Raw genomic sequence first — 26,295 nt, 5'->3', positions numbered from 1 at the left:
TACAGATGTCACTCACGAATTGTTGCGCACGCGTTCTCTCATGCGGGCCACGACATACCCACCAGAGAGGTTGCGAACGTTCCTAAAGCCGAGTCCTTTCAGGATTCGCGTCCCGAAGTAACTCCGCTGCCCGCTCCTGCAGTACACGACCCAGTCTTTGTTCCGGTCCAACTCACCTGCTCGACCGCGAAGTTCATCCAGTGGAATGTGTACGGCGCCATCCAGCATTCCGGTGCGAACTTCGTCGCCTCGACGGACATCGAGCAGCGCTATGTGTGATGTCGTGTCGGTGGCGGTCTCACCTGCGTGAGTTACATCGTATGCGGCCTCGGTCTGCCCGTGGACAAGGTTTTCGGCTGCCATGCCAGCCATGATTACCGGGTCCTTTGCCGCCGCAAACGGAGGTGCGTAGGCGAGGTCGAGATTCGTCAAATCACTGACTGTCATGCCTGCGGAGAGCGCAACCGAGAGCACATCAATGCGTTTGTCGACGCCAGCGCCGCCAACCACTTGTGCCCCCAGGAGCTTGCCGGTTTCTCGTTCCATCAACAGTTTGATCGTCAAGTCCTCTGCGCCTGGATAGTATCCTGCGTGGTGCCCGCTCGTGTTGTACGATACTAGGTAGTCGAGTCCGGCAGCAGTTGCGGCGCGTTCGGACCAACCAGTCATCGCAGCCGTTACGCGGCCCACTTGTACGATTGACGTCCCGTGTGCACCGGAGAACTTTTGTTGGTCACCGAACACGTTTGCAGCGATGATGCGCGCCTGCTTGTTCGGTGCGCCCGCCAGCGCGATCCATCGAGGTTCGTCAGTCAAGTCGTAGCGAAGTTCGGCGATGTCGCCGCCGGCGAAAATGTCCGGATCGGACGTCTGCAGTTCCTGATTGACATGGACAGCGCCAGACACGCCGAGTGTCAGTCCCGCGCCGCGGGCGAGCGAGGTGTCAGGGCGAACGCCGAGACTCATGACGAACATGTCAGCTTCGATGAGGTCGCCATTTTCTAACTGCACTGCGTCCGCCCGGCTGCTGCCGGTGAAGGCAGTGATGCCGTTGTTCAACACAACCCGAACACCAAGTTCCTCGAGGTGGTCAAGCACTGGCGCCGTCATCTCTGCGTCGAACGGTGGCAGTACCTGAGGTGCCTTTTCGACAAGTGTCACAGCGATGCCAAGGTGGGTGAGGTTCTCGACCACCTCCAGTCCGATGAAACCACCGCCGATGACGGCTGCTCTTTTCACCGACAACTCGGTGAGCCACGACTTCATGCGGTCGACGTCCGGGACTTCCCGCACGGAAAAGATGCCAGGGAGTTCGCGCCCGGGCAGTGGCGGAACGATTGGCGTTGCGCCAGCAGCCAGTACGAGTTTGTCGTATGGCTCGTCGTAGAATGTATCCTGCTCTAGGTCGTGAACTTGAACCGTGCGGGCGGCTCGGTTGATACTCACGACTTCGTTCCGCACGCGCACATCAAGGTTGAACCTGTCGCGAAGTGACTTGGGTGTATGAAGTAAGAGAGCGTCACGGCTCTCGATCACGCCGCCTAAGTAATAAGGGAGACCGCAGTTCGCAAAAGATACATACGGGCCGCGTTCAAGCACCACGATTTCCGCTGCCTCGCTGATGCGTCGTGCTTTCGCAGCAACGCCCGCGCCGAGTGCCACACCGCCAATCACGACTAGTTTCAGTTTCTGTTGCTGCTCCGATTGCATAGTCGCCAACTCCTTCTTGTGTGTGCCTTGCGCAAACACAATACCACCAGGGGTATACTGCGGCATGAGTAGTTTGACCCGGTCTGAATGGACCACTGCCTTCCACATCCTGCTTCGCAGGCATGGTCGATTGCGACTAGGCTAGGGGGGCGGTGGCAGCTGGAGTGGCAGGGGGGCCGGTGGAGGGAGAGACTTGTTCGACCTCGTTCGACTTGATTGGGGCACATCTACGCGCTTCGTCAGTGAAAGTTGTCGAATTGAATGGAACAAGTGGTGATTCTGTCTCGTCTATTTGTCAGGACGGCAGGAGATGCGCGCGCTTCGGAAGAATTCAAAGAGGACGAAATGGGCATAGCTATGTCGTATGAAGTATATGATTAAGAGGCTTGTGGTGGAGTCACAACACAGGCTTTCCACGGCTTCTCCATCAAAATTCCACCATGCTTCGACGGCTTCTACTATACTTAACCCTGGCGGCGCGTGTTGCCTTAAACATCAAAAGGAGATTTTGCCTGATGTGCGGAATTTGCGGTGTGGTGGGGAAACACGCAAACCCTGTGGAAGAAACTGTGCTCCGGGCCATGACGGACATGATGATTCACCGTGGCCCAGACGATGAAGGATTTCACATGCAAGACCATATTGGGTTTGGTTTTCGGCGCTTGTCCATTGTCGACCTCGCGCACGGTCACCAGCCGATGTGCAATGAAGACGGGTCGGTGTGGATTGTTTTTAATGGAGAAATATATAACTATGACGTTTTATACCAAGAGCTTGTGGGGCGTGGTCACGAATTTCGGTCTCACTGCGATACAGAAGTCATAGTCCATCTCTACGAAGAGCTTGGTATTGAGTGTCTTGACCGTCTGCGTGGTATGTTCGCGATTGCGATATACGACGCTAGAAAACAGCGCACCTATTTGGCGCGGGATTACTTTGGCATTAAGCCTCTGTACTACGCAGACACGCCAGACGGATTGGTATTTGCGTCCGAGATTAAGAGTCTGCTTGCCTCCGGGTATGTCGACCCAAAGGTGGACATGCAGGCTTTTGTCCACTACTTGTCGTTTCAGTACGTCCCGGACCCGCGCACGATGTTTGCGGGAATTTCCAAACTGCCACCAGCCCACTACCTTGAAATTCGCGATGGGCAAGCGACTCTTCACGAGTACTGGCGGGCAGAGTTTGAACCAGACGACTCGGTCTCGTTTGAGACCTTTACGGAAGGCATTGCAGCCCATTTGACGGCGTCCGTGAATCGGCACTCCCGGGCAGACGTCCCGCGTGGAGCGTTCCTTTCCAGTGGCGTGGACTCTACCGTCATTGCGTCGCTGCTGAACAGGCAGGAGCGAGTCAAGACGTTTTCAATCGGCTTTGACAACCCAGAGACACATCACGATGAACTGCCGTACGCGGCGCAGACTGCAAAGACCCTTGGCACGGAGCACTATAGCATCAAGATAACAGCTGCCGACTATCGGGATGAGCTTGAAAAACTTGTCTATTACCAGGAAGACCCTGTTGCAGACCCGAGTTCCATTGCTCTCTACTTTGTCTCACGGCTGGCAAGCGAGCAGGTGACAGTCATGTTGTCAGGGGAGGGCGCCGACGAAATTTTCGGAGGCTACCCGATTTATCACGAGCCAATGTCCCTGCGCGGTTTTAAGAGCATGCCAGGGTGGCAGAAAAAAGCTCTGCACCGCGTCGCGGCGGCTCTGCCGTACGGACTGAAGGGCCGTAGCTTTCTGGAACGGGGCACAACAGACCTTGAACGCCGATTTATCGGCGATGCGAAAATTTTCTCGGACAGCGTAAAGGCCGAACTGTTGAGTCAAAATGTGCCTCTCGCATCACTCCAGTCCTGTTTCGCGGTGACCGATTTTTACTACGCGCGAACGCGCCATCTCGACGACATTACGCGGATGCAGGACATCGATATGCACACGTGGCTGCCGGGAGACATTTTGATGAAGGCTGACAAGATGACGATGGCGAACTCGATCGAACTGCGTGTTCCGTTTCTTGATCGCGACGTATTTGAGTTTGCCGCCCGCATTCCGACTCGTTTTCGCGTGAACGACCAGACGACGAAGTATGTGTTGCGTGAAGCTGTCAAAGAGATTGTGCCGGAGGAAATTCGCAGTCGGCCGAAACTTGGCTTTCCCATTCCGCTTCGGGGGTGGCTGCGAAACGAATTGTTTGAGTACGTACAGGACTTGATGGCGACGTCGGGCGCGAGGTCTTACTTTAACATGCCATACGTCGAACACCTGCTTGCCCAGCACAAAGCCCACGCAAGGGACTACTCACGTGAGCTGTGGGTCGTGATTGTCTTCATGCTTTGGTACGATGTGTTTGTAGAAGGGACGTTGGCGTCAGCGCGCGGACGCTTTGTCGAGACGCGGACCAGCAGGGCGGCTGCGACCTCGTAACATCAACAACACAAACAGGGCGGACGGAATGATGTAAATCGCAAGCGCCCAGTGTTGCCTTGTATCCGTCCCCGTCAGCAGACCGTGCATCGTGACAGCGATGAACATCGGAATCGAGATGTAGTGAATCGAACGCCACACACCGACTGTGATGCGCTCGCGCAAGTACGAAGTCGCGACGATGAGCAGCCATCCGTAGAGCGTCAGAACTCCCAGTCCCGCGGGGATGGGGCGGTACGTCTGGAAAAACGGGATCAGCAAGTTAGGCAAGTTGAACACAATACTTGTGTCCTGGTGCAACCCCCACAGGTGGAAGAACAAAAATGGGAAGACCAGCAGGGCACAGTACTGGTGTATGTGCGTGACAAATTTGCGCAGGCGCCAGCGGTCCCACAGGGAACGAGTCGTCGAGGCACCGAGCAGTACGGACAGTGCCAACAGAATGTACGCTGTTAACCCTGCTGACCTAGCCATGTACCAGTAGGTCAGATTTTTTGTGGCGGGTGCAGGGTTGACCAGATGGGTGAAAAAGAACGCAAACGCCACTACGATTGCGCTCAAGATGAGAGCCAGCACAAACGGAAACCTTTGCTCTTCATGAATCAGTTCCACGCATACGTCACCCCCTTTTACGGCGTGGACGCCGATGATGCGACGGACGGCTGAGTAGAAGGGGGACTGACGGTTGCTCCACCGTTGCTACTGCCACCGTTGCTGCTGCCACCGTTGCCGCCGTTCGATCCGAAGTAGCTCCCGCTTGAACTCCCGCCGGATGCCCCTGACCCTGAGCCACTGTATCCTCCGTCGTCTCCGCTCCCGCTAGCGCTCTCGCCGCCTCGCCTGGAGGTTTGATTCAGAGCAGCTTGCAGGGCGCTCAGCGTCTGTTCATCGAGTTGCCCGGTCGCTGGAAGGTTGTTTTCCTGTTGGAAAGCCTTCACGGCATTGGCAGTGACGGAGCCGTAATAAGTTGTCAGGGTGTGGTTGAAGTATCCGAGTTGCGCCAAAGCGTATTGAAGAATCTCGACATTCTGCCCAGTAGCACCCTCTGCAAGCACAATCGGGCTGTTCGATGAGACTGTTGCGGTCGATCCCGCTTGGCTTCCGGTCGATGCAGTCGACTTGCTCGTATACGGCGTCAGCGTCGTGCTCAGTTGGTGCCATATGGTGAAGAAACCGCCAAACGCGAGTACGGGTGTGGTCCACGACATCGTGATCATGGCGCGGTGCAAACGTCGTTCACGGCGTTCCTTGGCGAGTTGTTTTTGCAAGTCCCGTGCGGGCGAATTCGCACCCGGTCCCTGGACACTCATTGGACTGTTATCCTCCCTGCGTCACGTCTGTTGTTGCGTGACAATTGCGTCAAGATACCTTGGAGCGTAGCAGAGCAAAGTTGAAATATTCTCGAGACAGTGCCACTACTCATGATATAAAATTTTCCTATCGGGTGAAGAGTCAGCGAGGTGGAGGAGCATGAATTGTCGTTGTCAATTCAATGTGTACTACCGAGCGGTTCGAAATGGCACATGGGGGAACACTCGCGAAGAAGCACTGGCTCACGGTCAAAAGCGCATTGCTTCGTCGCCGGTGAGGACTGGCAGTGCGGGTAGTGCGGGTAGTGCGGGTAGTGCGGGTAGTGCGGGTAGTGCGGGTAGTGCGGGTAGTGCGGGGTAGCCTTGGAGGGACTAGTTCATATGGACTACAAATATGGTATGAACGGACTGTGAACTGTTCGTAACAATTGGTCATGTAGTCGGATCCCTGCGGCGGTATCATGAGCGCAATGCAATGTGTGGCCACCTGTGCGTCACCTTGTGTCGTGCACGTCGTGCCTTGCTGAAAGGGGCCAGTGACGATGAGAACTGAGGAATCGAAAATTCGTGTTCTGCTTGTTGACGATCACGAACTATTTCGGCAAGGCGTCGGCGCGATTCTTGGTAAAGCCCCTGGCATCGCAGTGGTGGGCGAAGCTGAGAACGGCAAAGTCGCCATTGAGCGTGCGTCGGCCGTTCGTCCAGATGTCGTTTTGATGGATATCAACATGCCTGTGTGCGGTGGGCTTGAGGCCACTCGCGCAATTAAGCAACAGAACCCGGAAGTGAAAATTCTCATCCTGACGGTCTCCGGAGCGGAAGAGTCACTGTTTGAAGCCGTAAAAAACGGCGCTTCCGGCTATGTCCTCAAGAACGCAAATCCCAGCGCTGTGATGGAAAGCATTCGCCGTGTCTACCTGGGCGAACCGGTGATACCGAGCGACTTGGCCATGCACATCATTACCGAATTCTCGACGCCGAAGCAAGAGAAGACGCCACCTCCGGTCGATGCTCTGACTGACCGCGAACTTGAGGTTCTACGCAAGCTTAGCACCGGCGCTACGAATCGGGACATCGCGTCTGCTCTGTTTATCAGTGAGAATACCGTCCGCAACCACGTGCGCAACATTCTCGAGAAGCTGCACCTAAACAATCGTGTCCAAGCAGCCGCCTTTGCGCTCCGTGAAGGTTACGCTGAAAGCGAGAACGCAGAGTAGTTGGTGTAGAGTACTTGGCGCGGGAGTAGTTGGTCATTGCCGGCTCGGCAGACGTCGCACGAGTTGCTCGCAATGGCGGCTTCACGATGCGAACAAACTTATTGACTTGGTCAGGGGCTGTCCCACAGGTGCGTATGCACTAGGGGCAGCCCTTTGGTTGCCGAGGCGTTCCAAACCATCGTCAGACCGGGCCTAATGCCCTCGGGATCAAGTTCACGGACCGGCGTGGATATAGCGCATGCGGCAAACGGCGCATTGCGAAGTGCGCTACGGCTTCAATACCGCCAGAATGTCGCAAATGGGCGCGCGATCCCGTGAGTGATAGCGTCAATATGGCGCCACGTGCTCGGTAGGGTTGGCAAAGGATAGAAGGTAGCGACGCCAGCGTCGCTGTCGGACGACGGGACGGGGCGTTTGGACTCCGAGAGTGTCGAAATGTCACTCCCTCCCGATTAAGCGATATCTCACGCATGCTCACTCATTCACAGGTAAGTGTCAAATTGACACCTATCTTCCGCTCCGTAGCGTGACACTATCCTCATCTTATCCTGCCCTCAATCCCGGCTAGTTCATCTGTACTAGTTCAAACCAACGTAGGCGGTATGAGCGGTTTGGACGAGTGTAGTTAGCTCACTTGGGCCTGACTCGCAGTTCATGTGAAGACGTACGATTGTACCGCTAGCATGAGTAAACCACGTGGTGTGCCCGCTGTGGTGTGCCCGCCTGTGGTGTGGCGCGCGATTCTGTCGTCGCCAAGCACGATGACCCCGTCGAGAAGGAGTGAATGGCATTGCGTAAGAGCAACGAGTCCCACCGTTGGAAAGCGGCCGTGTTTACTGCTGTGGCAGCAGCAGTGCTCCTGTCCGGTTGCGGACCACAGTACATGGTGCTTCATCCAGCCGGGCCTGTAGGTCGGGAAGAACTGCATCTCATCATCCTCACTGCCGTGCTGACCGGAATCGTCATCGTCCCTGTAATCATTCTCCTCGCTTACATCGTATTGCGTTACCGCGACAAGCCGGGGAACACCGCGCCGTACCGGCCACAGTGGTCAGAGTCCAAGGTGCTCGAGTACGTATGGTGGGGCATCCCGATTGTCATCATCGCCATTATCAGCGTATTCACGGCAAAAACCACGTTCGCCCTTACCAAACCACCGGCCGAGTCAAAACAAGTAAACCCACTCACGATTCAGGTCACGTCGCTGGACTGGAAGTGGTTGTTCCAGTATCCAAATCAGGGGATCGCGACCGTCAACTACGCGAAAATTCCAACCGGAGTTCCGATCCAGTTTGAACTCACCGCGGATGCCCCGATGAACTCCTTCTGGGTCCCGCAGCTAGGCGGACAGGAGTATACGATGCCTGGTATGGCGATGCGACTATGGCTCGAAGCTGACAAAGCTGGTACATACTACGGCCATGGTGCCAACTTCACAGGCAAGGGCTTCGCGCACATGGACTTCCACGTGATCGCAACGTCCGATGCGAACTTCAATAGTTGGGTGCAGCAGGTCAAGTCGAGTTCTCCGTCGCTGACCATGGCAGGCTATGACAAATTGAAGCAGCCTGGCGAGACTGGCAATCTATCATATCGTTCTTTCCCGCGGAACCTGTTTAACAGCACCATCTGGGCTGAGGGTGGGCGTTATATGCCGAACATGATGAGCCAGACGGGGTCGGTTATGAACGGCATGTCCACCGCTGCGAAGACGACAACCAGCGCGAAATTGAGCAGGGAAAGCAAGTCCACTTCGAAATAACTGGAGAGGAGCGAACACGATGTCGTTCCACGAATTCGCGACCAAATACTTAATGTGGAATGAAGGCCCGATGATCTGGGGTTCGGATGTGCTTATCCTCCTCACGTCAATCGGCATTGTGGCTACTCTGACCTACTTCCACAAGTGGAAGTGGCTTTGGACAGAGTGGCTCACCACGGTCGACCACAAGAAAATTGGCATTATGTATTTGATTGCCGCACTGCTGATGTTGTTCCGCGGCGGTGTGGACGCTGAGCTCTTGCGTACGCAGCTGGCGGCGCCGAACAACCATTTCTTGACGGCAGAGCACTACGACCAGATTTTCACGACGCATGGCACCATCATGATTCTGTTTATGGCTATGCCGTTCATCTTTGCACTCTTCAACATAGTCGTGCCGCTGCAGATTGGTGCACGCGACGTTGCCTTTCCCTATCTAAACGCCATTTCGTTCTGGCTGTTCTTCTTTGGCGCGATGCTGTTCAATTTGTCGTTCGTCTTCGGTGGCTCTCCGGACGCTGGCTGGACCAGTTACCCGCCGCTTACCGAGCTAGGATTTGACCTCGGGCCTGGTGAGAACTACTACCTGTTGGCGATTCAAATCTCAGGTATTGGCAGTATTGCGACAGGCATCAACTTCCTTGCTACCATCTTTAAGATGCGTGCACCTGGCATGAAACTGATGCGGATGCCACTCTTCACATGGTCGGTACTCGCGGCTTCTGTGGTCATCATCTTTGCCTTTCCGGCACTAGCGATTGCCTTGGCGCTGTTGTTGCTGGACCGTGTTGTAGGGACGCACTTCTTCACGATGTTGCACGGCGGCGACCCAATGATGTTTGTCAACTTGTTCTGGATCTGGGGCCACCCCGAGGTTTACATTGTCATCTTACCTGCCTTCGGAGTGTTCTCTGAGGTAGTGGCGACGTTCTCGCGCAAGCGAATTTTCGGCTACACCTCGATGGTGACTTCACTTTTGCTCATCAGTGTCATCAGTTACTTCGTCTGGGCGCACCACTTCTTCACCATGGGGGCGGGGGCCGACGTCAACACCTTCTTCGCGATAGCCTCCATGCTGGTCGGTATTCCGACTGGTGTCAAAGTGTTCAACTGGTTGTTCACGATGTATCAGGGCCGAATCCGCTTGACCCTGCCTATGTACTGGACGCTTGCATTTATCCCAACCTTTGCAATCGGCGGTGCGACCGGCATTATGCTGGCAGCTGCACCTGCCGACTATCAATACCACAACAGCTACTTCCTCATCGCACACTTCCACCAGATGCTGATTGGCGGTGTCGTGTTCGGCATGCTCGCCGGCATGTACTACTGGTGGCCGAAGGTGTTCGGATTCAAGCTCGATGAGCGGATCGGCCACTGGGCATTTTGGACCTTCAACATCGGCTTTTACGTCTGCTTCATGCCACAGTACGCGCTCGGTTTGATGGGGATGCAGCGCCGGATGTACACGTACCCTGCGACGATGGGGTGGAACACGCTGAACCTCATCTCCACCATCGGCGCGTACATCATGGGTATCGGTTTCCTGTTCATCGTGATTCAAGTGGTCTACAGCCTCAAACACGGCGAGCGTGACTTGACAGGAGACCCGTGGGACGGCCGTACACTCGAATGGGCTCTGCCGTCACCGGCCCCACATTATAACTTCGCAGTCATTCCGACCATTGAAAGTCGCGACGCTTGGTGGGAACTCAAGCAGCAAGGGCGCCAAGAAGAACTAAGGCCGGCAGCAGACGATATTGCTCCGATTCACATGCCGAAGAACTCGGCAAAGCCGTTCTTGATGGGGCTTTCGTTTTTTGTAACAGGCTTTGGCTTTGTGTTCACTGTCATCCCGATTGCTATCCTCGGACTCGCTGGCGTTGCGGCGTTGATGGTTTCGAGAGCGCTTGAGTACAACGACGAGTATTACATTCCAGCCGAAGAGGTCCGCGAGACAGAAGCGGCACTAGGGAGGTTGTAAGGATGTCTACGATCGATTTGACGCACGCGCATCCGGCCGTGGCCTCTAGTGACCAGCCGCTCGAGTATCGGGATCACAACCAGTCGGTCAAGATTCTCGGGTTCTGGCTGTTCCTTGCGACCGACATGTTGCTCTTTGGTTGTCTGTTCGCCACTTACCTGGTGTTGCGTACGCACACAGACGGCGGGCCGACACCGCAGCAACTGTTCGACGTACCTGGCTTTGCGCTCGAGACGTTGTTCCTCTTGACGAGCAGCTTCACGGGTGGGCTCTCGACGTTGGCGATGCGAAACGGCAACAAGAAGTGGTTGATGATTTGGCTCGGTGTCACGATTGCGCTTGGCCTCGCCTTCATCGGTTTTGAGATTAAGGAGTTTGTTGCTGACGTGGCTATCGGCGCGACGATGCAGCGTAGCGCTTTCCTGTCGGCCTTCTTCACCCTCGTCGGCACACACGGAAGTCACGTCTCAATCGGGCTGATTTGGATGTTCCTGACGCTGGTTCAGGTGGCGAAGCGAGGCATCACGCCAGTCACCGCCCGCAAGGTGTTCGTCGTCAACCTCTACTGGCATTTCCTCGATGTCGTTTGGGTGTTCATTTTCACAATCGTTTACCTGTCTGGGAGGGTGATGTAGATGGCAGTTCACTCAAACGTCAGTGGCGGGGGCGGGCCTCAGCACTCGGCCACCAAGTACATTGTCGGTTACCTCTCCTCACTGGTGTTGACGGCAATTGCGTTTCTGCTCGCTCTGACACATTCGATGCGGGTTGGCCCGCTGGTGGTCGTGCTGACTGTTCTCGCTGGTATGCAAATTGTCGTTCAGTTGTTTTTCTTCATGCACGTGACGGAAGGGGACGGCCCACCCTGGCATTCCGTATTCCTGCTCCTTGGGTTGATTTTTACGTTCGCGATTGCGCTAATGTCGATCTGGATCATGGGCTTTCCGACGTTCATGGCGCAAGTGTCGTAATTGTTTCAGTTGATCACAATCCAGGCGGGGGACTGCGTACGGCGCAGGGCCCCCGCCTGATGTATACTGGAGAAGTTGCGTGTCCCCTCAACCTACAACGAACAAGGATGTGATTCCATGAGTGTCGCTGACATGGTAGACACTTCCCCCCTCAAGACGAGGCCGGTGGAACCGACGTTCATGGACACGCTCAAAGCGTACGTCGCATTGACCAAACCACGCATCGCGGTGATGCTGGTGTTCACCGCAGCTGCCGCAATGGTTGTGGCTGCTGGTGGCGTACCTGAGTGGCGCCATGCTTTGTTGGGACTGATTGGTCTGGTGTTGTCCGCCGGCGGGTCCGCCGCCGTCAACATGTGGTACGACCGCGACATCGACGCAGTGATGTCGCGCACCTCCCGTCGGCCGCTACCGGCCGGAGTGATTGCGCCTGGACGGGCTCTCGCTTTTGGTTTGGCGCTTGGCTTGGCATCTGTGCTGGTACTCGGTTTTGGCGTCAACTGGTTGACTGCCGGACTCTGTCTCGCCGGGTATGTTTACTATGCCTGGTTCTACACGATGGTTCTTAAACGCCACACACCGCAGAACATTGTGGTCGGGGGCGGAGCCGGGTCATTCCCGCCACTCGTTGGCTGGGCAGCTGTCACGGGACATGTAAGCCTGACAGCGTGGCTGATGTTCGCCGTCATCTTTCTGTGGACACCGCCACACTTCTGGGCACTAGCTTTGTACAAAAATGCGGATTACAAGCGGGCCGGCGTTCCCATGATGCCCGTCAGCCGCGGGTCGCGCACGACTAAGCGGCAAATGTCTGTTTACGCAGTACTGTTGCTCGCTGCATCACTAGCCCTGTTGCCGTCGGTACATGCGAAGCTGATCTATGCAGCGGTAGCCGTGATTCAAGGCGGTGCATTTCTCGTTATCAATTTGAGGTTGCTGGCAGCGCCGGATGACGAAATGAAGTGGGCCAAACGAACCTTCTTCGCATCTTTGCTCTATGTACCAGCCATCTTCTTGGCGATTGTGCTCTGTCAGTTTTGACTGGCAGTGAAGGGTTGGTTAGATACGTCTTTGCCTAAAACAAGACCCCTCGTTGGCGAACAAGTCGCTGCCACGAGGGGTCTTTTGCACGCTCGCGAGGGAGTGTGGTCTAGATGGGGTGCGGTCTAGATGGACTGTAAGAAGCGCCGCCCCGAGAACAGGACCCAAAGTCCGAGCAGCACTCCAGCTGTACCAACGTAATACGGGAGGTGGGGGCTGATTTGGGTGCCGAGTTTCCCTGCAAGCCAAGGTGCGATTGCGCTGCCGATAAATCGCACGAAGCTGTACGCTGCGGAGGCCGTCGACCGCTCAATCGGCGCGGCGTTCATGACGCCAGTCGTCACAAGCGTGTTGTTGATGCCAAGGAATGCGCCACAGACAATCACGGCGATGATGACGACTGTCTGGTACTCGGTAAAAATCGCGATTGCCAAGAGGTCGAGTGCGATTAGCACCAACATGGCGTACGTGGTCTTGAGCGTACCAAACCGCGCTGCGAGCCGTGGTGCCACAAACACGGAGCAAATCGCCAGCAGTACGCCCCAGCCAAAGAACACAAAACCGATGCCATGGGCGTTCAGTTTCGGCAAGACGTATGGCGTGTAGGCGAGCAGCGTAAAGAAGCCAAAGTTGTACAACAGCGCCATGACGCCGATGCTGAGCAGACCGCGGTGGGAGAGCGCGCGCAGCGGGTCCATCACGGAAGTGCGGTGCTGTGGTTTGGGCACGCCGCGTAAAAGAATCGCGATGGCGATAAAGGCGAAGGCCATCAGCACCGATACGCCGTAAAACGGCCACCGCCAACTGTGGCTGCCGAGTGCGCCACCGAGCAGCGGACCACAGGAAATGCCCAGTCCGAGCGCCGCTTCATAGAGAATCACGGAGCCCGCCGTGCCGGCGGTGCCTGCTGCCACAATTGCGGCCAGGGCGGTCGCAATGAACATGGCATTGCCAAGGCCCCAGCCAGCCCGGAAACCGACAATCCACCAGACCGACGGAGAGTGGCCGGACAAATACGAAAAGCCGACAATGAGAAATAGTCCAGTGAGCAGGGTCGTCTTCGGTCCAAATCGACTCGAAATGACTCCTGTGATGAGCATCGCGAGCGCCATGACGGAGTTGTAACTGGTAAACAAGAGTTCCACCTGGGCCGGTGTCGCGCCGAGTTGTTTACCGATTTCAGGAAGAATCGGGTCGACCAGACCGAGACCCATGAACGCGATCACGCAGGCAAAAGCGACCGCCCACACCGCCAGCGGTTGGCGCCAGATGTTCGTCCCGGGTGTGAGGTGGCCGTGGCCTGCCCGTGATAAATTGCCTTCAGTAGTCGGATTCAAAGTCAGCTGAATCTCCTTTGCAAAAAAATAACGAGTCCTAGCAGCCGGTGCGCGCGCACTGTCGCTGTGCAACAGACTACATCGAGTCAATCAAGGAACGTGTGGTTTAGCCGTGCCAGCAGAGTGCCGAACAGCTTGCGTTCCTCTTCGCTCCAGCCGCTGAGCAGCCGGCGATAACGAACCATGCGTGCAGTTCGTTCGTGTTCCAGTGCCTCCCGGCCCACTTCGGTCAGTGTGAGTGCGAACGCTCGGTGGTCATCAGGGTCTGGCGTCCGGCCAATCAGACCCTTGGCTTCCATCGCCGTCACTTGCCTGCTGATGGTGGAGACATCGAGGTGAAACTCGTCAGCGATGGCCTTCACGCCAGCCGGCCCGCCTTCTTCCAGGCGTCGCAGCAGCAGGTAGACTGCGCGATCGAGTTCGCCCGATCGGCGACTTGCCACTGCAGCCCGCCGAACGAGAATAGCGACTTGGTGTTCAACGAGGGCAATGCCGATGTCATCTTGGGCATCTGATATGGCGAATTCCTCCCTTCGGTGCATGGTCAGAAATCTGCGGGTGTTCGCAGAAAGCTGAGCGGCCTACAAGTTGTATTATACAATTACATGATTGTATGACACAACTACTTGTGACATCCACTGCCTGGCGTCCGAGAGGGATATTGGCGTCAGTGGCGATTCTGTTTTTGTAACTTAGGCAGCAACTCGGCGAGCGGCCGCGCGTTGAAGACAGTCTCTCGGCGCAACCAACCGCGACGAGCCATGCGCACTCCGTACGCCATGTGCGCGAACTCCCTCTGGTGGTGGGCATCCGTGTCAATCGGGACAAGGAGACCGAGAGCCTGTGCGCGGCGAAGCCACACTTCGGAGATGTCGAGGCGGTTTGGATTGGCGTTTAACTCAAGCATGACACCGTGGCGCACTGCCGCTTGGAGGATGGCTTCCACGTCCACTTCGTACCCCGCGCGTCGGCCAATTATACGACCCGTCAGGTGACCGATGATGTGTACGGCTGGGTGTTCAATCGCGCTCAGGATCCGTTCGGTCATCTGCTGCGCCGACTGCTGCATGGCACCGTGCACGGATGCGACCACGAGGTCGAGGCTGTACAGCGTGTCGTCAGGAAGGTCAAGCCGTCCATCGGCGAGGATGTCGACTTCGGTTCCGCACAGGAGTCGCACGGGGGTCTCTGTCTGTACTTGTGCAATTTCCTGCTGCTGTAGGGCGACGCGTTCAGGGGTTAATCCGTTCGCAATCGTCAGAGACTGTGAGTGGTCCGTGATAGCGATGTATTCATAGCCGAGTGATTCGGCTTTTGCTGCCACCTCACGGATAGACTGTGAACCGTCGCTCCATGTACTGTGTACGTGTAAGTCACCGCGAATGTCACTTGGTTCGACGAGCTGTGAGGGGTCTTGCAACATGCCTTTGTCTTCTCTGAGCTCGGGCGGCAGCCAAGGCAAGCCGACAAGCGCGTAGATGTCGCCTTCGTCTTGAACCGAGGTTGGCATGCCGCGCTTAGAAGCGCCCGCAGTATTGTCAGTTGGCTGCAATCGGCCGTCAGCTGTCCAGGAGATTCCCTGTTCGTGGAGCATCTCGTCAATGACTTGTTGGTGCGTATCGTCGCCAGTAGATCGAAACAAGACCCCTGGGAACTGTTCAACGCTTGTCACTGTAATGGTGACAGGAACTGCTTCTGCGGCCGTTTGCACTTGTATGTGCAGCCTGTCGTCTCGCTCGTCAGCTGTATCCCGGCTGTGCTGGCAGTGGTCTTTCGCCCACTGCCGGACTCTGCTGGCGTCGTCGGAGGCAACCAGAACTTCAATTACGGGTATAGAAACAACACCGCGCCGCAGCGCGCCGGTTGCGACCGCTTGCTGCACGCCCGGCATTCCCTGCAGGGCAGCGACGACTTCCTCGGCGACTGGGGTGGCGAGAGCAATCGGGATCGAATGCTGGCGTTCTAGCATCACCTCGAGGTCGCGCTTCAGCCGAGCTAGTTTTGCCGGGCCAAGGCCAGAAATTTGCTGTACGCGACCGGCGGCGAACTCACGCGCCAGAGCGCCGACACTGTCGATGCCCAGTTGGTGGACAAGTTGGTGTGCTGTCTTTGGACCAATGCCAGGCAGGTGCAGGAGCTCAGCTGCGGATAAGGGAATAGTAATCTGCAGGCGGTCCAGCAGTGCCGGTAAGCCCCCAGCTTGTAGGGCACGAACCATCGCCAGCGTTTCTTTACCTACGCCCGGAATTGAGCTTGGCGGTAGCGCCAGAATGGCTTCCAGGTCAAGTGGGGAGTCCCAAATTGCCGCTGCGGAGCGCTCATGCGCGCGGATGCTAAACGGGTTCGCGCCCTCAATTGCCCACAGATCGTTCGCAAGGCGCAGGCAACGGACAACTTCTGGCTTGTCCATGGTCCATTTCACCCTTTAATGGTTGTGTTGTTGTCTCTATCCTACACGAGGAGGTGCCAGTCATGGCAGACGGCCGACGGAGAGCAGACATCCGGCCCGGAATAACTGTTGACATCGTGCTGAAAAAGGACCAGCCGACGGGAGTTCGCACGCGCGGTGTGGTCAAAGATATTTTGACAAAGTCACCCACTCATCCCCACGGCATCAAGGTTCGGTTGCAAGACGGCCAGGTCGGGCGTGTGCAGGCGACGTTCGAGTGACCTGATTGGGAGAAGGCATCTGGCAGACGTCGACATGCTCTCCGAGCAGAGCCTTGTGAATGAAAATCGCGGCCCCTGCACCGTCACCCATCGCGATGCTGACTTGCTCCGAGTGTGCGACGACGTCTCCTGCCGCAAACAGGTTGGGCATTGTCGTTTGTTTGGTGCGGGGGTGAACAGCTAAGTGGTGTTTGGTCTCACATTGCGCACCGAGCGATGATGCCAGTTCCGACTCGACCTGATTCCCGCCAAAGGCGAGGAAACAACGCTCTGTTTCCAAGCTGCGGCCGTCGGAAAGAGTCACTCGCACCGGACCGGAGACACCGGCTTCGACCTGTAGAATGTCGCCGTCGATGCGGGGGATGTTGGCGTTCGCCAAAGCTTTTTGCAAGCTGTCTGCGACAGCTTCAGCGTGGTGGTTGACGAACACCAAATGCTTTGTGAAGTAGAGCAGTTCCAGGGCCATAGCTGCACCCGCGTCACCGCTGCCAAGTACCGTGGTCTTCCGGTCGATGGCTTCATACCCGTCACAGTCCGGACAGATAAACACAGTGTCGCCTAGTGCCGGAACCAAGCCTGGGATAGCGGGCACGGCATCGGTAATGCCAGTTGCAAACAGGAGGGTCTCGGTGAACAGGCGCTCTCCGGTCGCGGTGTCAAGGGAAAATCGGGCAAAGCCGAGGCGATTCGCGTTGACAGCGACGTCCGAGCGAAATTGCACGCCGTAGTGCAAAGCCTGGCTGCGGCCGAGTCGCCGGAGTTCAAGTCCACTGACGCCGTCCGGCCAGCCAAGCAAGTTGTGGTAGTTGCGGCAAAGCGTGGAACGACCGCGGTTGCCGTCGATGACCAAAATGTCGTGCTGGTAACGGCCGAGTTGAATTGCAGCCTGCAGCCCAGCTATCCCCCCACCGACGACAATACATTCGTAGATGTGTTCCGGGCGCGTCTCCATAACATCCCTCCGGGAGGAGTATACCCGAAGCACTGAGCTTCCATTTCAAGCCGGTCAAGAAGTGAGCTTGGTTCCCGGAGCCACGGCTGATGGACACGCGCACGGCAGTACGACCTGAAAACACGAACCCACGCCAACTTCGCTCTCCGCTCGCACCTTACCCCCAAACGCTTCCGTGATCTCCTTTACCATAAAGAGCCCAATCCCTTGTCCGCTGCGCTCGTCGTCCGCTCGTTCGTACTTTTCAAACAGCGCGTCGAGCCGCTCAGCCGGAATGCCTGTCCCTTGGTCAATCACGCTCAACACCAAGAGGTTGTCCTCGATGCCGCCAACGAGGCGAACGACTGAGTTTTCGCTGCTGTACTTAATCGCGTTGCTGATTAGGTTCGAGACAACCAGTTGCAGACCCATGTTGTTGGCGACGATCAGTGTTTGGTCCGGAATCGTCAGATTGTGCTCGAACCGAATGTTCTGTGTCCGAGCTTTCGCTGACATAATGTCGATCACGTCGAGCAGCACAGGCACTGGGCGAATTAAACGCTTCGTCCACAGCGACTCGGTCAACAGCATTTGCTCAGTCGTGATGATGTGTGTGAGTTCGTGATCGATGACGGTGCAGTAGTCGAGGATTTTGTTGAGCTTGTTACGCCTGTCTGCTATCTGTTCGTCTGAGAGCAGCATTGCGGCGTAGGCGCGAATGACAGTGAGGGGATTGCGCACTTCGTGAGAGACGACGTGAGCCACGTCGAGTTTGCGGCGAATGATTTCGACTTCGGACTCGAGATGCGCACGGCTTGTCAGAGCAGGGAGGGGGGTCTTCTGGTCACGGTCTCGATACAGGCCAGAGGTGACCAACGCGTCGTCCGTCATTAAGTAAGGGTGTGACTTCATCAGCCGCGTCTGGACGGACGCCGCTATTCGGCGCCCATTGTAGGCACAGACCGTGATGTATCCGAGTTCGCTAACCGTGATGTCGCACTCTGTCTCGTACTCATCCAAAGGGGTCTCGAAGTTGGCTGCAGTGAGCGTAACCTCCCCCCACATGCGAATCGACTGTTCACTGGTGACAAACGGTTTGATGGTGTTTTGGAGGTTGTCGAGCACTCGGCGAAAATCAAAATCTCCGTGTCTGAGGTAGAATTCATTTGCCTCGGTAAAGTGGACATAGGGTCGGTGGTCCGGGTTCAATTCCTTGACGATGCGGTCGTAAACGTGCTGATCGACGACGAAGACCGTGTGTTGACCTTGGGCGATGCCTGTTGTGATAAAAGACATCGCATTGTCTAGATAGGCATTCTCGTCTTCGTAGACGTAGAGGATGTGCGCGCCGTTCACAACCTGCAGCGTCTCCGTGAGGGGCATAAGGTGCGTATGGGCCATGGGATCACCCTTCCGGGACTTTTCAACCAATTAGTAGGATTATACTCCTATTTTTAAAAACTGCACTGGTTGTCCGTCTGCTGGCAGTCTCACTGTCCCCTAGCTTGCTGGGTGATTACGGCGAAAGGTATGAGTACAGGTGGACCAGTGAACACCGTGGGTAGTCTCTGTGGACGGGCGTTATCGGCAACAGAGGAGTACAATCGATCCGTATAGAGCTGGATGGGAGCGATAGACATCATGCGGATTGTGTGTGTCGGTGACAGTATCACCCGCGGCGTTACCTGGATTAACGGCGGGTTGCACATCCTGCGGGAAACGTATCCGAAACTGCTGCAGGCAGGGCTATCAATGGCAGGACAGGCAGGGGCGGAAAGGTCCGACAAAGAGGAAGCTATCGAAGTGGTGAACCGGGGTGTCTTCAACGACAATTCGGATGGTCTCGTCCGCCGCCTCGAGAAGGACGTTATTGCTCTTCAACCGGATGTCGTTGTGATTGAGATCGGCGCCAACGACTCGACCTTTCACTGGAATGAGATTGCACAAGCCCCTGACGAGGAGCATATAGCTGTCGTCCCACTGAAACGATATGTAGAGAACATGACGAAAATTGTCGAGCGTGTCCGTGATGCGGGCGCAGTACCGCTAGTCCTGACGTTGCTGCCGACCGACCCGGCGCGCTACTACATGACGATAGCCAAGACATATGGGAAACAGATTGCGCATTTTATCGCCTGCTGTGGGGGGATTGAGCCATGGCACCGCAGCTACGACGAGGCGTTGCAGGGACTGATTGCCAAGCTGGGGGTGGACTCCATCAACTTGCGCGCTGCGTATCAGGGCGCGCCACAAGAAGATGCGCCGCTCATGAGTCCTGACGGGATTCACCTCACGGCGCAAGGCTACGAGTGGTTGAGTAAAGTAGTTCGGGAAGGACTCCGTTCTCTGGATGCGTGGAAAAGCTACCCTACACCTGGGACGGCACAGGCTGACCTGTACGGAACACTGTCCCCCGCGCCGTAGCGATGAGTTTTCCATCCTCGCCGGTCACCGTGATGGTGTAGAGGCCCGTGCTGCGCGTGAGGTTGTCCTCCACAGCGCGGGCTGTCACTATGCTCCCGACGGGTGCGGGCCTGCAGTAGGTAATGGAGACGTCGAGAGCCACAGCTGCCGTGCCATGAGAGTTGCTCGCCAGTGCCAAAGCACTGTCTGCCAGACTGAAAATGGCGCCGCCGTGCGGGGTTCCGTGTACATTCGTCATATCCTCGCGAACGGTCATTGCGACCGTTGCCTCACCAGTTGCCACTTGCACGACGCTCATGCCAAGCGCCGTCGAAAATGCATCGAGTGTTGCCACCTGTTTGTCCTCCTTGTTGCGTATGGAGTTGATGCTATCAAATTCACATCGCGGCGTCGACTCATCTCGCAAATGGTAGAAACTGTCCGGATTTGGTGGACTCTTGTGGCAGTCGCCGCAAGCTTAGCCTTTCTTTCCGACAATGTAGCTGAGAACTGGCACTTTGCCGACCCAGTGCGCCACAATGCCTGACGATACATAGACTGCCGCGATGGAGAGCGGCAGTTCAAACAAGTGTAGAGGCATCGGGAAGTACCAACGGTAGCCAAGTTGTTCGACAAAGTGAAGCGCTAATGGATGAATGAGGAAAATGCCGAACGAGGCTCCCCCAAAGAACTGAATCAGCTTCGTCCATCGGGGGAGTTCTGTGCGACGTTTGGACCAAGCGACGCCAAGTGTGAGGAACGCCCCCCCGACGATGAGGCTGTATGGCACCATCACGGGCTGTAACACAGTGATTAGGTCGGCTTCCGACTGATGGAGTCCCCAGCGCGCAATCACGAACCAGGTCCACGCGCCGAGAATTGCGCAGACAAGCCCCCAGCGCACAGCGCGCGTATGCGTGCGGAGCCAAGTCTGCACGGCGGTGTAGTGCACGGCAGCGACTGCCCCGGCGATAAACCAGAACTGATAAGACAGCACGAAGCTGTCCTCGTAGCCGAGAAAAACATGGACCCACGTGGGCAGAGTCGGATTTGACTGCCACCTCGGCACGAGGTACTCCTCGGTGGCCATGAGGACCAACTGTAGGACAAAGCTCGCGACGACAATCGCGACCTGCTGCTGTTCGAAACGTTTCAACAGTTTCCAGAGAAGTGGAAATACGACGTAAAACTGCATCGTGACGAGGAGGTAGTAGAGGAAAAACAAGTTGCCTTTGACGACGCCCATCCAGAACATTGTCCAGACGTCGGCAGCACTCCAGGTAAAGTGTCGAATATACGTGCCCTCGAACAGAACGTAAATCAGGTTCCACGCCAAATACGGAATCACGATGAGTTTGAAGCGCTTCTGCCAGAACGAGAGTACGGGTGGGTGTGGTCTGTCGTAATACGTATAAAACAATACCAGTCCGGTAATAAACATAAACACTTCTCGTGTGTAGTGCAGCACGACGAGTGACATGTCGAGTGCTGTTCGACTCCCGGATAGCGGTTGCGCGAACTGAGAAAAGTATGACGTCAGGTGGACGCACACCACCCCGAGAATTACACAACTGCGCATCAGGTCAATTTCGTATAGATGAGGTCGCCCCAGTTTTGTCACCCCCATCGTTGTCAACCATGTGAATACCGGGTGAACACCGAACAAGAGTCCAAATCTCGAAGATGCTCTGAAAGGAGACTTCACCTTGTCGCGTACCCGCGGTTTGATGCGGCTCACAAAGAACCTGCTCATTCTGAGTGTGGCGCTCGTCACACTAGCTGCAGTGCCGCCGTGTTCGGCGACGGCCACGGCCGTGTTACCTGTGAGACGGGTCTTGTTGGTTGGGGGCTCAGCGGCACACGGTTGGTTAGACCCGCATCGAGACAGCTATCTGCAGCGAGCGTTGGCAACCGTTCACGCAGCGACAGGCCAGGCGTTTAAGGTGTCAGACCACACAATACCGGGCGAAACAGCCGTAGGTATCGGTTGGGCGCGATATCAGCGCTGGGTTCGCATGGCTCATCCGGATATCGTTATCTTGTCCTGGGGGCTGCTGAACGATGTGCACCAACATACCCCCATGTCTGCGTATGACGCGGCCATGCTGAACGAGATTGCCGTGGCGAGACAAGCGGGGGCGGACGTTTTACTCGTCACGCCACCTGTAACCAAAGCATCGGCGACTAACGGTTGGCCGCTTGAGCACCAGTACATGCAAGCGGAACTTCGCGATGCAGAGTTCTACGCTGTGCGTGACCAGCACGTACATGTCATCGATTTATTTTCGCAAATGCAAGCGACACTCATGGCACGTAGTCAAACGTATCGACCCTACTCAGCAGACTGGGCACACCCCAACCGAGCAGGTCACCGCCTGGCTGGTCAATTGTTGGCAGAAGACTTGTTGCAACCCTACTTGCGCGCGTCCCTTAACTTGTAACAGCGGGTTGCAGGAATCTGAGTAACCGTCGTGGTAAAGATGAGGAGGAAAGGGGCCTTCCTCATTGATCACACTGCAGCCAAAGATGGCTTACTCGTGACGGCTGTCGTGAATAGCGACAGACGGGACAGACTGCAAAGCTACCCATGGGCGCCCTTTGTCTGGTTTGCCGTCCACTTACTACTGGTCGCTGTCCTTGCTCGGGTTCCTGTGCCTCACACGCAGTATTACACGCACCTGACGCACACCTTTATTGACGCCTTTGTGCAGTGGGACGGCGTATGGTACTCATTACTTGGCCATTTCGGCTACGCCATTCCGCTGGCGGACCAAGCACCGCTCGCTCTAGGTGGCAACCCGTTACCGCTAGCACCCCTTCAGGGGGCGGCGTTTTTTCCTCTGGTGCCGCTCGTTGTGCATGCGTTTGGCACGGTGTTGGCGGTTGCAGTGGGGAACCTTGTGTTGCTGGCAGCGCTTGTGATTGCCGATCGACTGTTTCGCAACGTGTTGCGGCCATGGGAAGCATCCGTTGCGGTCGGACTCTGCGCGCTGTCGCCAGCAATGGTGTTTGACTCGGCGCTTTACTCTGACGTCTATGTGATTTTCTTCTCTCTCCTCTGCCTGTTCGCGGTCTCGCGTGCAGTTGCCGACGCGAACGTAGGCCCCTATTATCACCTGCTCGCCTGCGCTGCCGCTTTTGGCGCCGGACTTAGTCACGAGCTAGGAGTTCTCGTCATCATTTTTGGCTTGCGCTATCTGCGCCTTCGCCAGTGGCTGCGAGCCATCACTTATACAGTTTCGACCCTTGCCGGTTGGGCGTCTTTCTCAGCCTATCTAGGCGTGCGCTTTCATGCGCCGCTCGCGATGTTCCGCGCGGAGAGAATATGGGGACACACATGGCGCATTCCGGGCTTTAGTCTCTTTGAACAGTTCCTCCACCTGCAGCAAGCACCTTTGTTGCCGTTGGCGGCTCTGTTTGCAACACTGTTATCTGTAACTTACGTACTTTCTGTGCTTTGGTTTGCTCGCACAGGTGATGTCTGGGCGCCACATTCCGGGCTTACCCTGCGTTCGCTGGAGAGTGGCCTGTTCGCTTTTGCGTGGGTGTTGATTGGACTGACATCGTATGTGCCAAGCACTCCGATTTCCGGCGTGCTTCGGTTGCTCTGTATGTGCTGGCCAGCGCTTGCAGGCCCGCTGTTTTGGCTGCCGATAGCGAGTCGGCGGACTGCCGTTGTCGGCGTCCTCTTCGTGTCGGCACTTTTTGGCTGCCTGCTGACCGTGTCGTTCACACACGGCTACGCCGTCGTCTAGCTGGGAACGACCAGCAAATCCGTAGTACCAGTGCAACAGCCATTAGTGTAAAATATAGTTTCTGTGACACAGCCGCCAGCAGGCTTTCGCAGCACAGGGGGGATGTGCAGTTGTCGACGGAAGACCCGATCGTGGAAGAACGGACACGACTCTCTGACGTCCTTGCACAAATTGACAGGCAATTGGTTCGGCTCGAGGCCTACGGAGATGACAAGGACCGTGATCGCGACACAACCGACGTGGAAGCACAGACGGCGGACGAGGTTGCGGAGGTAGCTGTGGCCCGTCTGCGTGGAGACCGCCTGCGGGATTTGCGCGTGGCGAGGCGGGAGCCGTACTTTGGGCGAATTGACTTTGCGGAAGTTGGGGTACTGGAGCCAACGCCACTTTACATTGGCAAACGCGGTGTAGAAGCCGAAGGGACCGTGGAACGGCTGGTGGTGGACTGGCGTGCGCCTGTGGCGCGACTGTTCTACGCGGCGACGGGCGCTGAGCAAGAAACTTCATACACATCCCCGGAAGGGGAAGTGACAGGCGAGATCTATCTGAAGCGCAACATTGTCATCCGCGATTCGAATTTGCAGCGGGCAGTTGACAGTTTCGTGCGCGGCGAAGAAAACCTGTCAGTGACTGATGAATTTCTCCTCTATCGACTGGCGGAACAAAAAGATAACCGGTTGCGCGACATCGTCTCGACGATTCAGGCGGAACAAGACCGCATCATCCGCGCACCGCGGGAACGCGCCATGGTGATTCAGGGTGTTGCTGGGAGCGGAAAAACTACCGTAGCTTTGCACCGCTTGGCGTACCTTCTGTATGAGTACCAAGACCGGTTGCGAGCAGAACGGATGATGATTTTTGCGCCGAACGCGATGTTCTTGGAGTACATCTCGGACGTGCTGCCGGAACTCGGTGTCGGCGGCATTCGCCAGACCACGTTCCACAGCTGGGCCATGGAACAAATGGGTGGCCGGATGAAACTCGCTGACCCGGCTGAGCGGTTGGCTTCCTGGTTTGACCGGCCACGCGACGAGGCATATGAAGCTGAGCGCAGACGACTTCAATACAAGGGATCAGTCGAGTTTGCGCAAAAGCTTCAACAGTATGTTGCACAACTCGAGCAGAACAGTGTGCCTGAAGCCGACTTCGAACCGTGGGACGGGGCTGCGTTGCCTGCACAAGCCATCGCAGCTTGGTGGGCAGGGGATTATGGGCACTTGCCACCAGCCAAGCGGCGCGAGCGCGTGCTTGCCCGCGTCAAGCGGTGGTACGAGATGGAACTCAAGCGACAGAGTTCTGCGACTGTGCGAGCAAACCAGCGCAAACAGGCCTCGTCTCGCTTCCGCGCCTACTCAAAGAAGTGGGCTGCGTTCGACGTGGTAGCCCTGTACCGTGAGGTCGCAGCCGCAGAAGGTCTGACCTCCACTGTTGCGGGCCGTCTGGGTGCGCCTACGTCGGCTCCTGGCCGCAGTCTCGTGGAAGCGTCAGAAGTAGCGGGCATGGTCTACCTGCACACCCTGTTGTTCGGCGTGGATGGGACACAACGGTTTGATCACGTCGTGATTGACGAGGCTCAGGACTTCTCTCCGCTGCAAATTGAAGTCGTGAAACGGTACTGTCCGAGCCAATCGATCACGATTCTCGGCGACCTTGGCCAAAGCATTCACACCGACCAAGGGATCACGGCGTGGGATCCGTTTCTGCGCCTGTTCGACGAAGACGTGCGCGCCTATTTCCAACTGGATGTCAGCTACCGCTCAACGACGGAAATCATTGAGTTTGCCAACGCAGTCGTTGCGCGCTTTCCGGGTTTCCTACAGGCGAAGCCAGTGTTCCGTAGTGGGCGAGCGGTGAAGGTGGAGGCACTGCGAAGTGAGGAACGCCTGAACCGGGCTGTGCAGGCAGTCCTAGAGATGCAAGAAGAAGCGCACACGGTCGCCGTGATCTGCAGGCGAACCTTGGATGTCGCGGCGTTTCACGACGCACTGACGGCAGCTGGAGTAGACGCATACCGGATTGAAGGCGACGAGTCACACTACCAAGGTGGAGTGTCAGTCCTGCCCGTGTATTTGGCTAAAGGACTGGAGTTCGACGCGGTGTTGCTGGTCGATACAGACGACATGTCCTATGACGAGACTCCATTTTCTGGGCGCCTGTTGTACGTAGCTTGCACCCGGGCGCTGCATCAGTTGCGGCTGCAGTACACAGAACGCCCGTCGCCGCTGTTGCCGAGTGTGGAAGCGCTCTGAGCAGGCAACACCCAAGCAGAGGCCGCAAATGCGTGAGTCTTGGAGAATCCACTTGTGGTAGAGTAACATGGACTGTGTACAAAGTGTCGGCGCCCGCTGGGCGCTGGCGTGACTCTGGCTTAGACGGGGGATGAATCCATGGAACCAATTCGCCGGGAGGCGGTACACGAGGCGTTACAGGGTTTCGTTAACGAAGAAGTGTACCTGCACCTTGAGACAACCAACGGTGCGTATGCAGCTTTGCGAGAAGAAGCGCCGATGGCTGTAAGTGCCTATATAAGAAATGGACTGGTCAAGTTCAATCGCGGTTCGATCGAAGGAGACGGACCTTACCGTGTCGGCCTGAAGATGGACAACGGCTGGATTTATGCACAAGGGCTGACCGACTGGGAAGTCGACGGGGAGGGCCGTTTGCTGTTGGTCGGCCACGACCCAGATGGCCGGCTGGCCGTCGCCTTGGAGTTGAGTCACCAGCCGTTTGAAATGTAACAAGTGCTGTTAGCCGTGACCCTACAGTTTTGCG

Annotated in this window: 23 protein-coding genes; 13 read left to right on the top strand and 10 right to left on the bottom strand. The window is 56.5% G+C overall.

Going from position 1 to position 26,295, the window contains the following annotated elements; translation table 11 throughout:
- Positions 1–12 precede the first annotated feature (12 nt).
- Positions 13–1,806 carry an FAD-dependent oxidoreductase gene (locus JC200_RS06340; RefSeq protein ID WP_274435367.1) on the bottom strand — a complete coding sequence of 598 codons (1,794 nt, stop codon included), beginning with the start codon at positions 1,804–1,806 and terminating at the stop codon, positions 13–15.
- Between the two features lie 419 nt (positions 1,807–2,225).
- On the opposite strand from JC200_RS06340, the gene asnB reads away from it, so the two are divergent.
- Positions 2,226–4,142 (top strand): asparagine synthase (glutamine-hydrolyzing), encoded by a 1,917-nt coding sequence (asnB, locus tag JC200_RS06335; protein WP_274435365.1) that lies wholly within the window; start codon positions 2,226–2,228, stop codon positions 4,140–4,142.
- Here the strand turns inward: asnB and JC200_RS06330 are convergent.
- A complete protein-coding gene (locus JC200_RS06330) occupies positions 4,086–4,754 on the bottom strand; it encodes a ferric reductase-like transmembrane domain-containing protein (protein WP_274435364.1) in 669 nt (222 codons plus the stop codon). The genes asnB and JC200_RS06330 overlap by 57 nt on opposite strands.
- A 17-nt stretch (positions 4,755–4,771) precedes the next feature.
- The gene (locus tag JC200_RS06325) at positions 4,772–5,452 is read right to left on the bottom strand and encodes a peptidoglycan-binding domain-containing protein (protein ID WP_274435362.1); all 681 of its coding nucleotides are present in this window, start codon (positions 5,450–5,452) and stop codon (positions 4,772–4,774) included.
- Between the two features lie 542 nt (positions 5,453–5,994).
- Here JC200_RS06325 and JC200_RS06320 point away from each other — a divergent pair.
- From JC200_RS06320 to JC200_RS06295, 6 genes are all read left to right on the top strand, one after another.
- Positions 5,995–6,669 carry a response regulator gene (locus tag JC200_RS06320; protein ID WP_274435360.1) on the top strand — a complete coding sequence of 225 codons (675 nt, stop codon included), beginning with the start codon at positions 5,995–5,997 and terminating at the stop codon, positions 6,667–6,669.
- 790 nt (positions 6,670–7,459) lie between these two features.
- Complete coding sequence (locus tag JC200_RS06315) at positions 7,460–8,431, top strand: ubiquinol oxidase subunit II (protein WP_274435359.1); 972 nt, start codon at positions 7,460–7,462, stop codon at positions 8,429–8,431.
- Between the two features lie 19 nt (positions 8,432–8,450).
- Complete coding sequence (locus tag JC200_RS06310; protein WP_274435357.1) at positions 8,451–10,415, top strand: cbb3-type cytochrome c oxidase subunit I; 1,965 nt, start codon at positions 8,451–8,453, stop codon at positions 10,413–10,415.
- Between the two features lie 2 nt (positions 10,416–10,417).
- Positions 10,418–11,050 (top strand): cytochrome (ubi)quinol oxidase subunit III, encoded by a 633-nt coding sequence (locus tag JC200_RS06305; RefSeq protein WP_274435356.1) that lies wholly within the window; start codon positions 10,418–10,420, stop codon positions 11,048–11,050.
- Complete coding sequence (locus JC200_RS06300; protein WP_274435355.1) at positions 11,051–11,386, top strand: cytochrome o ubiquinol oxidase subunit IV; 336 nt, start codon at positions 11,051–11,053, stop codon at positions 11,384–11,386.
- A 117-nt stretch (positions 11,387–11,503) separates the two neighbouring features.
- On the top strand, positions 11,504–12,427 hold the full coding sequence (locus JC200_RS06295; protein WP_274435353.1) for a heme o synthase: 924 nt from the start codon (positions 11,504–11,506) through the stop codon (positions 12,425–12,427).
- 125 nt (positions 12,428–12,552) lie between these two features.
- Here JC200_RS06295 and JC200_RS06290 read toward each other — a convergent pair whose 3' ends face one another.
- The 3 genes from JC200_RS06290 to JC200_RS06280 all read right to left on the bottom strand — a co-directional run bounded on the left by JC200_RS06290 (position 12,553) and on the right by JC200_RS06280 (position 16,174).
- Positions 12,553–13,698: an MFS transporter gene (locus JC200_RS06290; protein ID WP_274436480.1), complete on the bottom strand. Its 1,146-nt coding sequence runs from the start codon at positions 13,696–13,698 to the stop codon at positions 12,553–12,555.
- A gap of 152 nt (positions 13,699–13,850) precedes the next feature.
- A complete protein-coding gene (locus tag JC200_RS06285) occupies positions 13,851–14,306 on the bottom strand; it encodes a MarR family winged helix-turn-helix transcriptional regulator (protein ID WP_274435351.1) in 456 nt (151 codons plus the stop codon).
- A gap of 125 nt (positions 14,307–14,431) precedes the next feature.
- On the bottom strand, positions 14,432–16,174 hold the full coding sequence (locus JC200_RS06280) for a PHP domain-containing protein (RefSeq protein ID WP_274435350.1): 1,743 nt from the start codon (positions 16,172–16,174) through the stop codon (positions 14,432–14,434).
- A 62-nt stretch (positions 16,175–16,236) separates the two neighbouring features.
- On the opposite strand from JC200_RS06280, the gene JC200_RS06275 reads away from it, so the two are divergent.
- Positions 16,237–16,434, top strand: a complete 198-nt coding sequence (locus JC200_RS06275) for a YwbE family protein (protein ID WP_274435349.1) — start codon at positions 16,237–16,239, stop codon at positions 16,432–16,434.
- Here the strand turns inward: JC200_RS06275 and JC200_RS06270 are convergent.
- A complete protein-coding gene (locus JC200_RS06270) occupies positions 16,379–17,386 on the bottom strand; it encodes an NAD(P)/FAD-dependent oxidoreductase (protein ID WP_274435348.1) in 1,008 nt (335 codons plus the stop codon). The genes JC200_RS06275 and JC200_RS06270 overlap by 56 nt on opposite strands.
- A gap of 54 nt (positions 17,387–17,440) precedes the next feature.
- The gene (locus tag JC200_RS06265; RefSeq protein WP_274435347.1) at positions 17,441–18,766 is read right to left on the bottom strand and encodes an ATP-binding protein; all 1,326 of its coding nucleotides are present in this window, start codon (positions 18,764–18,766) and stop codon (positions 17,441–17,443) included.
- A gap of 240 nt (positions 18,767–19,006) precedes the next feature.
- Between JC200_RS06265 and JC200_RS06260 the strand changes: the two genes are divergently transcribed.
- Complete coding sequence (locus JC200_RS06260) at positions 19,007–19,789, top strand: SGNH/GDSL hydrolase family protein (protein WP_274435346.1); 783 nt, start codon at positions 19,007–19,009, stop codon at positions 19,787–19,789.
- On the opposite strand, the gene paaI is transcribed toward JC200_RS06260, so the two are convergent.
- Positions 19,734–20,123 (bottom strand): hydroxyphenylacetyl-CoA thioesterase PaaI, encoded by a 390-nt coding sequence (gene paaI, locus JC200_RS06255; RefSeq protein WP_274435345.1) that lies wholly within the window; start codon positions 20,121–20,123, stop codon positions 19,734–19,736. The two genes, JC200_RS06260 and paaI, sit on opposite strands and share 56 nt — an antisense overlap.
- Positions 20,124–20,246: 123 nt before the next feature.
- Positions 20,247–21,506, bottom strand: coding sequence for an acyltransferase (locus tag JC200_RS06250; protein WP_274435344.1), 1,260 nt, complete (start codon positions 21,504–21,506; stop codon positions 20,247–20,249).
- On the opposite strand from JC200_RS06250, the gene JC200_RS06245 reads away from it, so the two are divergent.
- The 4 genes from JC200_RS06245 (at position 21,475) to JC200_RS06230 (ending at position 26,261) form a co-directional block, all read left to right on the top strand.
- Positions 21,475–22,209 carry an SGNH/GDSL hydrolase family protein gene (locus tag JC200_RS06245; RefSeq protein ID WP_274435343.1) on the top strand — a complete coding sequence of 245 codons (735 nt, stop codon included), beginning with the start codon at positions 21,475–21,477 and terminating at the stop codon, positions 22,207–22,209. The two genes, JC200_RS06250 and JC200_RS06245, sit on opposite strands and share 32 nt — an antisense overlap.
- A gap of 30 nt (positions 22,210–22,239) precedes the next feature.
- The gene (locus JC200_RS06240; protein ID WP_274435342.1) at positions 22,240–23,523 is read left to right on the top strand and encodes a hypothetical protein; all 1,284 of its coding nucleotides are present in this window, start codon (positions 22,240–22,242) and stop codon (positions 23,521–23,523) included.
- A gap of 110 nt (positions 23,524–23,633) precedes the next feature.
- Entirely contained in the window at positions 23,634–25,772 is a 2,139-nt protein-coding gene (locus tag JC200_RS06235; RefSeq protein ID WP_274435341.1) for a HelD family protein, read from the top strand.
- A 138-nt stretch (positions 25,773–25,910) separates the two neighbouring features.
- Positions 25,911–26,261: a YojF family protein gene (locus tag JC200_RS06230; RefSeq protein ID WP_274435340.1), complete on the top strand. Its 351-nt coding sequence runs from the start codon at positions 25,911–25,913 to the stop codon at positions 26,259–26,261.
- Positions 26,262–26,295 lie beyond the last annotated feature (34 nt).

This window comes from Alicyclobacillus sp. ALC3 (assembly GCF_028751195.1).
In the GTDB taxonomy this organism is placed as follows: Bacteria; Bacillota; Bacilli; order Alicyclobacillales; family Alicyclobacillaceae; genus Alicyclobacillus_L.
Note: the sequence above shows the minus strand (reverse complement) of the source record. Positions and strands in the feature narration are given on the sequence as shown.

Coding starts and splice junctions, on each gene's coding strand:
- asnB (WP_274435365.1), top strand. CDS start 2,226: ATGTGCGGAATTTGCGGTGTGGTGGGGAAACACGCAAACCCTGTGGAA.
- JC200_RS06325 (WP_274435362.1), bottom strand. CDS start 5,452: ATGAGTGTCCAGGGACCGGGTGCGAATTCGCCCGCACGGGACTTGCAA.
- JC200_RS06320 (WP_274435360.1), top strand. CDS start 5,995: ATGAGAACTGAGGAATCGAAAATTCGTGTTCTGCTTGTTGACGATCAC.
- JC200_RS06310 (WP_274435357.1), top strand. CDS start 8,451: ATGTCGTTCCACGAATTCGCGACCAAATACTTAATGTGGAATGAAGGC.
- JC200_RS06305 (WP_274435356.1), top strand. CDS start 10,418: ATGTCTACGATCGATTTGACGCACGCGCATCCGGCCGTGGCCTCTAGT.
- JC200_RS06300 (WP_274435355.1), top strand. CDS start 11,051: ATGGCAGTTCACTCAAACGTCAGTGGCGGGGGCGGGCCTCAGCACTCG.
- JC200_RS06295 (WP_274435353.1), top strand. CDS start 11,504: ATGAGTGTCGCTGACATGGTAGACACTTCCCCCCTCAAGACGAGGCCG.
- JC200_RS06285 (WP_274435351.1), bottom strand. CDS start 14,306: ATGCACCGAAGGGAGGAATTCGCCATATCAGATGCCCAAGATGACATC.
- JC200_RS06280 (WP_274435350.1), bottom strand. CDS start 16,174: ATGGACAAGCCAGAAGTTGTCCGTTGCCTGCGCCTTGCGAACGATCTG.
- JC200_RS06275 (WP_274435349.1), top strand. CDS start 16,237: ATGGCAGACGGCCGACGGAGAGCAGACATCCGGCCCGGAATAACTGTT.
- JC200_RS06270 (WP_274435348.1), bottom strand. CDS start 17,386: ATGGAGACGCGCCCGGAACACATCTACGAATGTATTGTCGTCGGTGGG.
- JC200_RS06265 (WP_274435347.1), bottom strand. CDS start 18,766: ATGGCCCATACGCACCTTATGCCCCTCACGGAGACGCTGCAGGTTGTG.
- JC200_RS06260 (WP_274435346.1), top strand. CDS start 19,007: ATGCGGATTGTGTGTGTCGGTGACAGTATCACCCGCGGCGTTACCTGG.
- JC200_RS06230 (WP_274435340.1), top strand. CDS start 25,911: ATGGAACCAATTCGCCGGGAGGCGGTACACGAGGCGTTACAGGGTTTC.